This window comes from Synechococcus sp. H55.11, assembly GCF_047462475.1.
Classification (GTDB): Bacteria; Cyanobacteriota; Cyanobacteriia; order Thermostichales; family Thermostichaceae; genus Thermostichus.
The window spans coordinates 1-10,961 of the sequence record NZ_JANSJI010000012.1 but is presented as its reverse complement, the minus strand read 5'-3'; the positions used below and the strand labels follow the sequence as shown (position 1 = coordinate 10,961).

The window sequence follows — 10,961 nt, the reverse complement described above, 5'->3', positions numbered from 1 at the left end:
GTCGCTCTCGGCCCTGTCTGGCCTGTCCAATCAGGGTTCATGCTGATCCCCGTGAGCAGGAAGTTTCAACCTTCAGCAAATCTTTAGAGAAGTCGGAAGTGTTTTTGCCGGGTGAGTTGTTTAGAATGCGCTCATCCTTGCTGAGGTATGCAATGCTACGCCAGTTAGAGCGGATCCTGAAGCTGGACGTGCTGCTGCGCTCTGAGCAGCGGCAGACAGCCGCTTCGCTGGCTGAGGCTTTGGAGGTGAGCGAACGGACTGTTCGAGCAGACATCAGCTTCTTGAAGGATCGCTTTCAAGCCCCCATCAAAGTCAGCCGCGAAAAGGGATATCACTACACCGATCGGGAATGGCGCCTGCCGACGATACCCCTCACCAAGGGGGAACTGTTTGCCCTGACTTTGGGAGCGAGAATGCTGGAAGCCTACGCAGGATCGGCCTATGCCCCGCAGTTGCGCTCGGCGATTGGGCGGTTGGCGCAACGGCTTCCGGAGCAGGAGTGGCTGGATCTCCAGCAGCTAGCCGATGAGCGTCTCATCTTTCGGGCGGGGGCGGAAACCCATCTGGACTGGGAGATTTGGCAACAGTTGGAGGACGCCTGTCGGGAAAAAAGACGAGTGTGGATGCGCTATCGCACCGCCAGTCGAGGCGATCAGGTGTCGGAACGGAAGTTGGATCCCTATCTCTTGCACATCTACCGCGGCACCAATCCCTACGTGATTGGCTGGTGTCACAAAAGACAAGAGGTGCGCTGGTTCCGAGTGGACAGGATTCTGGCTCTCAAAACCTTGGCGGACACTTTTGAGATAGATCCCAACTTCGATGCTAAAGCCTATCTGGCAATGATTTTTCAGCATGAGGCGGGCGGGATCCCTCGCCAGGTGGGGATTTGGTTTGATGCCCAAACGGCACCCTTCATTCGGGAGCGGCGCTGGCATCCAACCCAAGTCATCGAAGAAAACCCAGACGGATCCCTGGTTCTGCGCATAACCGTGCAGGGGATGAATGACGTCAAGCGCTGGGTGTTGGGCTATGGCAGAGGAGCCAGAGTGCTGGAGCCCCCGGAGTTGGTGGACATGATGCGGCAAGAGATCTGCGAAATGAGTCAGCGCTACACCGACAAGGAGCCGTCGCCATGAATAAGTTTTGGGCCAAGACCGGACAGGGACAGTTGCGAGAAGATGGCCGACCTCTATACCATCCCGTCCTCTGCCACCTAGCCGATACGGCAGCCGTGGCCATCGAGATCGTGCAAACCTACCTCAGCCCCCTTGCCCGTCAGCAGCTCTCGGCAGGGTTGGGGCTGGAAGGGGATCCCTTAGCTCGCTTTTGCGGGTTCATGGCAGGCTGCCACGACCTGGGCAAGGTCAGTCCTGCCTTTCAGTTTCAAGTTGGCGAAGTGGGAAAAGCCCTGGTGGGATCCCGTCTCTACGATCTGTGGCGCAGCTATCCCAACACCGGCCAACCAACTCCTCACGGAACAGTGACCGCCGCAACCCTGCCCAGCTTTCTGGAAGAGCTGGAACTGCCAAAGAAACTGGCCCAAAAATTGTCAGCTATTGTCGGCGGTCATCATGGCTTTTTCCCGGGACTTCAGGATATTCAAAGTCTCTCCCCCGACGATGTCGGTCGAGGGGAGTGGATCCCATTTCGTCGAGAGATTTTCCAGCAACTACAAAGTTTTGTTGGGCTGAAAAGAGAAGGGATCCCCACCCGCTGCGACAATGCCGCCGCCATGATCTTGGCCGGCCTGACAACCGTTGCGGACTGGATTGCCTCGAATGCGGAGAGTTTTCCCTACGCCAACGACGAGCCCTTTGAGACCTACGCTCAGGGGATACCTGAAAAAGCCCGGCAAGCCCTGAAGGTCCAAGGCTGGGTTGCGCCCCCACAGGCAGCCCTCTTACTTTTGAGGCTCTCTTTGACTTCATCAGCGAACCGCGACCGCTGCAATCGGCAGCCATTGCCCTGAAGGACAGGCTGGCTCCACCCTGCTTGGTCATTGTCGAGGCCGCCATGGGGGAGGGCAAAACCGAGGCGGCGCTCTACCTGGCCGACCACCTGCAGCACCAAAGCGGAGCCGGCGGCTTCTACATCGGCTTGCCTACCCAGGCAACCAGCAACGCCATGTTCGAGCGCGTCAAGTCATTTTTGCAAAAGCGCTATCCCGATACCATCGTGAACCTAACCCTCAGCCATGGGGCAGCAGCTCTCAAAGAAGATTACCTAGAGACTGTCTGCCGCCTAGATCAGGTTTACGACCAGGAGGGCAAGGGGGTTTTTGCCAGCGAGTGGCACACTGCCCGCAAGCGAACGCTGCTCAGTCCCTACGGGGTGGGCACCCTTGATCAAGCCCTAATGGGTGCAGTACGGGCTCGCCACCAGTTTGTCCGGCTGTTTGGTCTGGCAGGCCGCACCATCATCCTGGACGAGATCCACGCCTACGACCTCTACACCAGCACTCTGCTAGAGCGGTTCCTGGAATGGGCAGCCGTTTTGGGATCCCCCGTGATCGCCCTCTCGGCCACCCTGCCCGCCGGTACCCGCCAGCGATTGCTGGCTGCCTATGCCAGGGGCTGTGGACAGCCCCCGCCCGAACTGCCTGCCGCCCCTTACCCTCGCATCACTGCTTTAGCTTCTGGAGCCGCCCTAGCTCAGCCTTTTGCTCCTTCCGAGCACGTGCGCCGTCAACTAGGGATCCGCTGGGTTCAGGATGACCAATGGCCCGCAGAACTCCGGCAAGTGCTTTCCAAAGGGGGTGGGTGCGTTGCTGTTATCTGCTCAACGGTTGATCGCGCCCAGCAAGTGTTTAAGCATCTCCAAAATGATTTTCCGCCGGAAGAATTGGGTTTATTTCACGGGCGCTTTTTGTTCAAAGATCGAGAGCAGATTGAGAAAGAATGCTTAGAGAAATTTGGCAAAAAAGGACATCGACGTCCCTCTCACTTTGTTTTGATAGCAACTCAGGTCATTGAGCAAAGCCTAGATGTTGACTTTGACTTAATGATTAGCGACCTAGCTCCCATTGATCTTCTTCTACAACGCTCTGGGCGACTCCACCGCCATCGGTGGGATAAGCGACCACCTGAGCTGTCTGCTCCCTACTTGTGGATAGTGAAACCAGAGCTGGACGCTGAGGGCAGAGGTAATTTTCGGGAGAGTAGCTCTATCTACGATCAGCACATTCTCCTACGCAGTTGGTTGACTCTGAGACAGCGCCAAAACGTGCAACTACCTGAAGAAATTGACGACTTAATTGAATCAGTATATGACCTGGAGAGACCTACCCCCGAAAACTTAGAGCCAGTTCATTCCAAAGATTGGAACGACTCTTTGGAAAAGTACAAAGTTGAAGAAGAGGATGCTAAAAGATCTCGAGCTAATGAAGTAAAGATCCCACTGCCACATGCTGATGTGAGGCCCGAACAGTTTACCTACCTAAAAAAAGAGGATGACGAAAGCACTATCGCTGCCGTTACCAGACTTGGGCAGCCTTCAGTAGTAACAATTTTCTTGCAACAAGGGAAGAGCAGTTTAGTCTTTCCCGGCTCTCACGATCCAGTGGATCTAGAAACTGAGCCCAGCTTGCCGATGATTCGTAAGTTACTGGCCCACAGTGTTCGCATTGCTTCCCGCCAGGAGCTTGTAAAGGAGCTGCTGAGGCGGGAGAACCCCAAAACTTGGACATCTGCTCTGCTGCGTAACTGTCGCTACGTTGTCTTGAACGCCGAAGGGTGGGCCCAGATTGGCAACTGGCGGCTACGGTTGGATCCTAACTTAGGGATCGTGATCGAGAAGGTTGACAGCTAACGTTGGGGAGGAGCTCATGGAGAGCCAATCCTTTAATCTCACCAGAGAAAAGTGGATCCCTGTACTCGATCCCGATTTTCGGATCCAAGAGTTGTCTTTAGTTGAGTTGTTTAGAGAGTGGGAAAGCCTAAAAGAGATTCGAGGAGATAATCCGCCTACCACTTTAGCCCTCTACCGTTTTCTACTGGCAATTATGCACCGAGCCTATCTTGGGCCGACAGATACAGATCACTGGAAGGAAATCTTTCAAGACAATGGAAAGAGAGTTGTTGAGTACTTGCAGGGTAGTCAAAATTGTTTTGACCTATTCCATCCCACTCACCCCTTCATGCAGGATCCAGCTTTACCTATAGAAAGAGCCGTGCCTGTCTACGCCATCCATACCATGAGCACCTCTGAAGTATTCTCTCATGAACACGAATGGAGCGGCTACAGCATCTCCTTGCCGGAAGCTGCTCGACTATTGGTGCGTCTACAGGGAGTCGATATCACTAGCCTAAGGGCATTTTATGTCGGGCAAGACAGTGGCAATCGCTCTGCTGTAAACACTCCGACTATGAATGTTGCCAATGTCCTTTTAAAAGGAAGAACCTTAAAAGAGACGCTGATGCTGAACTTGATGCAGTATAGCCCAGAGAATGAGATACCGAGTGTGGTAGCTGGAGAAGATGTACCCACCTGGGAAACCGAAGTTGGCTACACTGGCCAACCGAAAAAAGAAATCCCTGCGGGATACATCCACTACTTAACCTTTCCCTGGCGGCGGCTGCGGCTGTTTTCAGAAGCTGGGCGAGTGCAGCAATTGGCTATCACTATGGGCAACTCCCTACCCGAGGGTGTAGAGGCCCGGCAGTGGGAATGTAGCGTTGCCTATAAAGAAGGTAAACCAGTGCGTCTATCTTTACACAGACAGTTGTGGCGGGATGCGGACAGTTTTCTCTTGACGGCTGGCAAGCAAACCCGTCCTCGGATTGTGGACTGGCTAGCTGAGCTCAAGTCAGAAGAATTGGTCAATAATTTGGTTGTATTTGAAGTGTTGGGTATGAGCGCTGACCAGGCTAAACCTTTAGGATGGAGTTCGGCTCGATTTTCAGTTCCAATACAGTTTGTTACAGATTTGGAGTTGGCGCAGAGCTTAAAAAGCGCTATTGGAATTGCCGAGAACCATCAACAAATCTTTCGATCTTTTAAAGGCAGCCCCTACTTTTCTCTGGCAGAGGTTCTCAAAAACGAAGAGACTGAGAATCTATCCAAGAAGCTATCCAAAGCTTTAGATGGAGAGTCTCGCTACTGGACAATTCTAGACCAAGCTTTCTCAAGGCTACTTCATGATTTACCCCAAGATAACCAAACTGGAGCTGATGGCATTACCCGCTATGGACTTACCACTCTACCTGCCTGGATTAAGACTGTACAAGATGCCGCTCGGAGAGCCTTCACCGAATCCATTGAGTCTATTCGCAATCATCAGGCCAGAGCAGCTGCCTTGCGCACACTGGAGTGGAAACTAGCAGAGCTTCGCGCCGACCCAAGGGAAAAGAAAGCTCAAAAACAAAAAACAGCTAAGAAAAAGCAGAAGAAGGAGCAAGCCGTTGTCCAATAGGAGTCTAAGTTATGGCTACAACTCAAATCTCTTCTCATAATCGACTAGAACGAGCAAAAAAGTTCTTACAGGAAATTAAGGATCGCCTTAAAAACGACACCGGCGCCAAAGTTGCCTTCAAGCGGGCACTTTCCGGCAAGCACCACCACTTACGAAAAATTTACCCCTTTGTACTGCCCTATTTGCAAGGGATCCCCGAACAAGAACAGGATATCTGGATCTTTGTGGCGTGTCTCTCTGTTTACCATGATCAAGATGCAGAACCGGATGCCGGTAACTTTGCGAAAAGCTGTCGGGAACTGCAAGACAGCACTGAATCTAAAGGCCCAGAACGAAGGTTTAGAGCTCTTCTGGAGACCGATCTTGACTATATCGAATATCCAATCACAGCTCTAGTGCGACAGATGAAGAGCAAAAAGGAGAGGAGGATTTCTGTTTACTACCCACGTTTGATCGTTGACCTTTGCTTATGGAACCACCCCGATCAAGTTGTTCAAGATAAATGGGCTAGAACTTTTTGGCAATCACCTTCTTCTGGATCTGCAAGGTCAGAAGAAACTGATAATGTAAGTTTCGAGGTCTCCGATGACTTCAAAGAGGATGTAGGCTGAGAGGCACTTGCCTCTGTTTAAGCTAGCAGACTTGTTCCGACACCATACCTTAGAGGAGAAATAGCCATGCGAATGGAAATTCATTTGATTCAAAGTTTCCCTCCTGCCAACCTAAACCGCGATGAAAATGGCATGCCCAAATCTACGATATTCGGCGGTCGTCCGCGAGCGCGAATCTCTAGCCAGTGCCAGAAGCGGGCAGCGCGAAAATACTATTACCAATATGCCAAGCTAGACCCGGCTCACTTTGCCGATCGCTCTCGTAACTGGATCCCTGAGTTGAAATCTAAGCTTGTGAAGGCAGGGATCCCTGATGAGCAAGCTGAGCTGGTTGCTCGGCTGGCCTTAGAGGAAGGGCTTAAGCTCAAGTTTAATGATAAGAACGAAGCCACCACTATTATATTTTTGGGTAAGACAGAACTTGATGCAATTGCCGAAATCCTAATCAAAAACTGGTCTGCCATCGAATCCAGCTTACGAGAGGAAAAGCCTAAGCTTCCCCAAAAGGATCCCAACATAGCCAAGGCGATCGAGAAAGCTTTGGTTGATACAGGAAAACCGGGTGATGTGGCTTTGTTCGGTCGGATGATGGCCTCGCTACCCACAGTCAATGTCGATGCTGCCGTTCAAGTGGCCCATGCAACTAGTATTAATGTCCTGCAACAAGAATTCGACTTCTTCACAGCCGTAGACGACCTGGGCAGTAGTGAGGACACCGGAGCCGACCACATGGGCGAGACGGGGTACAACAGCTCTACCTACTACCGCTTTGCTGTTCTCGATAAGGAGCAGTTGGTTGAAAATCTAGGTGGAACTGAACATCTAGGATCCATTATCAAGGCTTTTGCTACGGCTTTCATTCATGCTGTGCCCAGCGGACATCAAAACGGATTTGCCGCCCACACTCGGCCAGCATTGGTGATGGTGGTAGTTCGAGAAGGGCAGCCTATTTCCTTGGTGGATGCCTTTGAAAACCCGGTTGCTCCTAGTGGAGGATTTAGCCTACTGGAAAATGCCGTTAAAGCTTTAGATGAGTATTGGGGATCACTTATCAAGATGTATGGAGAAGCTGATGTGCAGTATAAGGGCGTTGTTGCCCTTGATAGGCTAGCCGAGAGACTTAACGTACTCAAATCTAGCAAGAAAGATTCTGTAGAAGAGCTCTTAAATAGTGCTCTCAAAGCTCTTGGCGTGGCCAACAACGGCAAAGGAGCTTAGATCATGACTACGCTTCTCATGCGATTGCGGGCCCCGATGATGAGCTGGGGCGACCACAGCCAGTTTGATTATCGCGATAGCCGTCGTGAGCCTACAAAGTCGGCTGTCATCGGGATCCTCTGCGCGGCACTGGGTCGCCCTCGTTGGGAACCTGTTGATGATCTAGCTGCCCTCAGAATGGGGGTGCGAGTGAATAAGGAAGGGATCCTTCGCAAAGACTTCCACACAGTGCAAAACAATATGCACGATAGGCGTAAAGCGGAAACGACGCTTAGTGAGCGCTACTACGTAGCGGATGGGGATTACCTGGTGGGATTGGAAGGGGATTTTAATTTGCTGAGAATCTTGGATCAAGCTTTGCAAAAACCTCACTGGCAAGTGTTTCTAGGACGGAAGAGTTTTATTCCCAGCCGCCCTTTGCGATTGGGGCTTGTGGAGCAGCCCTTGCTGGAAGCTTTGCGTCAGCACCCTTACGAGTGTTCTAGACGCGAGCAGTGTCCCTCTCAACTTCGCTTTGTTTTGGAGGTTCCTGAGAGCTTAGATGTGCGCCAAGATGTGCCTTTGAGCTGGCAGCCACGGCGTTTCGGTTGCCGGGCTGTGAAGACAGAATACTATAAACTCCCGGAGGTGATATGTATCTTTCCCGGCTGATCCTCAACGAGCGACAGATTTTGGTGCAGCGAGAGCTCAGTAATGCTCACGCTTTGCACCAGCGAATTATGCATGGTTTTCCCGATCAACCCACCAAAACCCCTCGCTCCGATTGGCATATTCTTTACCGTCAAGAACCCGATGGCTGCACTCTCCTGGTACAATCAGCCATTCAACCAGATTGGTCTCGCTTGCCCCAGGGTTATGTCCAAAGGGATCCGGAAGTCAAAATCTTTGACCTAAAGCCAGAAGTTCTAAGTAAGGGAAGATGCTTTCAGTTTCGACTTCGAGCAAATCCCAGCAAGCGAGATAGGAAGACCCACAAGATTATTGGCTTTTTTCGCTCTGAGGATCAACTGGAATGGCTCCGCCGCCAGGGCCAGCAGCATGGGTTTGAGGTGTTGGCTGCAGAAGGGATCCCATCGCCGCAAATATTTGGGATCAAAAAGGGGCTCTCCGGGCCAGTTCGTATCCACACCGTTTTGTTCCAGGGCATATTGCGGGTAACTGATGCTGAAGCTTTGGTCAAAGCAGTGCAACAAGGAATTGGGCGAGGGCGCTCCTACGGCTGCGGACTCCTATCACTTAGCAAGATCAGCTACTTTCCCTATTAGTTTTGCCTTCTAAAGGAGAGTATCTTATGAGCACAAAGACAACTGCGAAAAGTTTACGTTCTATCCCAAAGGTTCGAGATAGCATAAGCTTCGTCTATGTGGAACGGTGCCGAATTGAGCAAGATGCTAAAGCTGTTGCCGTTTTGCAAGAAGATGGCAGATATATAATCCCTTGTGCCAGCTTGACAACTTTAATGCTAGGCCCCGGAACGGCAATTACTCACGCTGCTATTAAGAACTTGGCCGATGGCCTCTGCTCAGTCCAGTGGGTTGGCGAAGATGGGCTACGCTTCTATGCCAGCGGATCCCATCCTTCTAGCAGCGTGGAAAGGCTTTATCACCAGGCCAAACTCTGGGCAGATCCCGTCCAGCATATGGAAGTGGTTCGGCGTATGTATTCCTTTCGCTTTCCCGAACCTTTAAAAGAAGGGCTAACCCTTGAGCAGATTCGTGGCCTAGAGGGAGTGCGAGTGCGAACTGTTTACAATCGCCTGAGCAAGGAAACAGGGGTAAAGTGGAAAGGACGCTCCTATAAGCTCAAGGAATGGGAATGTGCTGATCCCGTTAATCGAGCTCTTTCTGTTGCCAATACTTGCCTCTACTCTGTTTGCCAGGCAGCGCTCAATGCCGTAGGCTATTCAACTGCGCTGGGATTTATTCACATAGGCAAGCCCTTATCTTTTGTTTATGATGTTGCCGATCTCTACAAAACAGAGATCACTATTCCTGCTGCCTTCAAGGCTGCCGCTGAATTGATGCCAAACTTTGAGTCGAGAACCAGGCAACTGTGTCGAGAAAAGTTTGTAGAGCATCGGTTGATGCAGAGAATCATAGACGATGTTGACGCCATCCTCGGCTTCAGAGCTACTCAGGACGAGTCTAGCCCTTTGGGTGCTCTTTGGGATAACGAGAAGGGAGCTGTTGAGGGGGGAGTGAGCTACGGAGAAGATCTAGATGAGGCAACGCCGGACTAATGGTGGTTTTCATCTTGGAGAATGTCCCAGCAAGTTTGAGGGGAGACCTAAGCCGCTGGCTGTTTGAGATCAAGGCGGGGGTCTTTGTCGGTCGCGTCTCGGCTCTGGTTCGAGAAGAACTGTGGGCGCGGGTGACCAGCAAAATCGGCGACGGCTCTGCACTGATGGTCTATTCCATCAACTCAGAGCAGGGATTCTGGGCCAGAAGCATCGGGGATCCCTCGCGGCAGCTAGTAGACATAGAAGGGGTGCTGCTGGTCAAAACCTACTAAAATCGGCAAAAATCGAAGTGTTGTCCCCACACCCGTGGGGGTGAACCGAGCGCGACGGTTCACGTGGTCAGACCGATTGGCAGTTGTCCCCACACCCGTGGGGGTGAACCAATCCCCCCACCTTGACCGCCCCTGGATAGGCAAGTTGTCCCCACACCCGTGGGGGTGAACCAAGGTTTCCGGGTGGTGTTCCCTGCATCTCTCTCTCCGTTGTCCCCACACCCGTGGGGGTGAACCGTAAGGTAGACACCAACCACCAGGCCCCCGCCCCGTTGTCCCCACACCCGTGGGGGTGAACCGGACGTAGAGCTACTCCTGCGGGGGTGGCTCTGCAAGTTGTCCCCACACCCGTGGGGGTGAACCGTTGGCAAACGTCACCTGGGCCGGCGACACCATCCGTTGTCCCCACACCCGTGGGGGTGAACCGCGCCCGTTGCGACGCAAAACACAGCGCTGGGCAGTTGTCCCCACACCCGTGGGGGTGAACCGCTAGGCAGGGAGAGGGAGAGGACAGAGGGAAGACAGTTGTCCCCACACCCGTGGGGGTGAACCGTTACCCTGCGCCGGGCCCAGGCCGATACCGACGCCGTTGTCCCCACACCCGTGGGGGTGAACCGATTCTGTGGCCAGTGCCTCACTGTCCATCAACCCGTTGTCCCCACACCCGTGGGGGTGAACCGTAAGGTTGCATGGCGCACCTCAATCACTACATCCGTTGTCCCCACACCCGTGGGGGTGAACCGACTGTGCCACCACGCCCCGACACACCCAAACCCGTTGTCCCCACACCCGTGGGGGTGAACCGAGCGGGGGCCAGCCCCTGAGCCCGCGCCAGTCCGTTGTCCCCACACCCGTGGGGGTGAACCAGAAGAGAGCCTTGGCTAGCCTGACTAGCCAAAAGGTTGTCCCCACACCCGTGGGGGTGAACCGAAGACTGGGCTGCCGGACGGTAACCCCACACACACCGTTGTCCCCACACCCGTGGGGGTGAACCGCCCTAGTTGCGTGCCGTAGCGGGCCTGTTCCTGGTTGTCCCCACACCCGTGGGGGTGAACCGACCTCTGGGCCCACTGGTCTGCGGACCAATAACCGTTGTCCCCACACCCGTGGGGGTGAACCGAACCGGCGCCACCAGTCCAGGAGCGGGCGCCGCGTTGTCCCCACACCGGTGGGGCAGACAATTAAGACAATCTCACATCTACCGGGAT

At 53.2% G+C, this 10,961-nt stretch carries 10 protein-coding genes and 1 CRISPR repeat array; all 10 genes read left to right on the top strand.

Annotated features, from left to right (window positions below; genetic code table 11):
- Window positions 1–152 precede the first annotated feature (152 nt).
- The 10 genes from NW853_RS00325 to cas2e all read left to right on the top strand — a co-directional run bounded on the left by NW853_RS00325 (window position 153) and on the right by cas2e (window position 9,753).
- Complete coding sequence (locus NW853_RS00325; protein WP_414335455.1) at window positions 153–1,139, top strand: helix-turn-helix transcriptional regulator; 987 nt, start codon at window positions 153–155, stop codon at window positions 1,137–1,139.
- Window positions 1,136–1,972 (top strand): CRISPR-associated endonuclease Cas3'', encoded by an 837-nt coding sequence (locus tag NW853_RS00320; RefSeq protein ID WP_414335457.1) that lies wholly within the window; start codon window positions 1,136–1,138, stop codon window positions 1,970–1,972. Before NW853_RS00325 ends, NW853_RS00320 begins: the two co-directional genes overlap by 4 nt.
- A gap of 23 nt (window positions 1,973–1,995) precedes the next feature.
- Entirely contained in the window at window positions 1,996–3,810 is a 1,815-nt protein-coding gene (gene cas3 / locus NW853_RS00315) for a CRISPR-associated helicase Cas3' (protein ID WP_414335459.1), read from the top strand.
- 16 nt (window positions 3,811–3,826) lie between these two features.
- Window positions 3,827–5,413, top strand: a complete 1,587-nt coding sequence (gene casA, locus NW853_RS00310) for a type I-E CRISPR-associated protein Cse1/CasA (protein ID WP_414335461.1) — start codon at window positions 3,827–3,829, stop codon at window positions 5,411–5,413.
- A gap of 11 nt (window positions 5,414–5,424) precedes the next feature.
- Window positions 5,425–6,024, top strand: a complete 600-nt coding sequence (gene casB, locus NW853_RS00305; protein ID WP_414335462.1) for a type I-E CRISPR-associated protein Cse2/CasB — start codon at window positions 5,425–5,427, stop codon at window positions 6,022–6,024.
- Between the two features lie 66 nt (window positions 6,025–6,090).
- Entirely contained in the window at window positions 6,091–7,242 is a 1,152-nt protein-coding gene (gene cas7e, locus NW853_RS00300) for a type I-E CRISPR-associated protein Cas7/Cse4/CasC (RefSeq protein WP_414347088.1), read from the top strand.
- 3 nt (window positions 7,243–7,245) lie between these two features.
- Window positions 7,246–7,893 carry a type I-E CRISPR-associated protein Cas5/CasD gene (gene cas5e, locus NW853_RS00295; RefSeq protein WP_414335464.1) on the top strand — a complete coding sequence of 216 codons (648 nt, stop codon included), beginning with the start codon at window positions 7,246–7,248 and terminating at the stop codon, window positions 7,891–7,893.
- Window positions 7,875–8,507 (top strand): type I-E CRISPR-associated protein Cas6/Cse3/CasE, encoded by a 633-nt coding sequence (gene cas6e / locus NW853_RS00290; protein ID WP_414335465.1) that lies wholly within the window; start codon window positions 7,875–7,877, stop codon window positions 8,505–8,507. Before cas5e ends, cas6e begins: the two co-directional genes overlap by 19 nt.
- A 26-nt stretch (window positions 8,508–8,533) precedes the next feature.
- Window positions 8,534–9,481, top strand: coding sequence for a type I-E CRISPR-associated endonuclease Cas1e (gene cas1e, locus NW853_RS00285; protein WP_414335466.1), 948 nt, complete (start codon window positions 8,534–8,536; stop codon window positions 9,479–9,481).
- Window positions 9,481–9,753 carry a type I-E CRISPR-associated endoribonuclease Cas2e gene (gene cas2e, locus NW853_RS00280; protein ID WP_414335467.1) on the top strand — a complete coding sequence of 91 codons (273 nt, stop codon included), beginning with the start codon at window positions 9,481–9,483 and terminating at the stop codon, window positions 9,751–9,753. Before cas1e ends, cas2e begins: the two co-directional genes overlap by 1 nt.
- Window positions 9,754–9,772: 19 nt before the next feature.
- Window positions 9,773–10,873: direct repeats of the CRISPR family, unit length 29 nt; unit sequence GTTGTCCCCACACCCGTGGGGGTGAACCG.
- Between the last annotated feature and the right edge of the window lie 88 nt (window positions 10,874–10,961).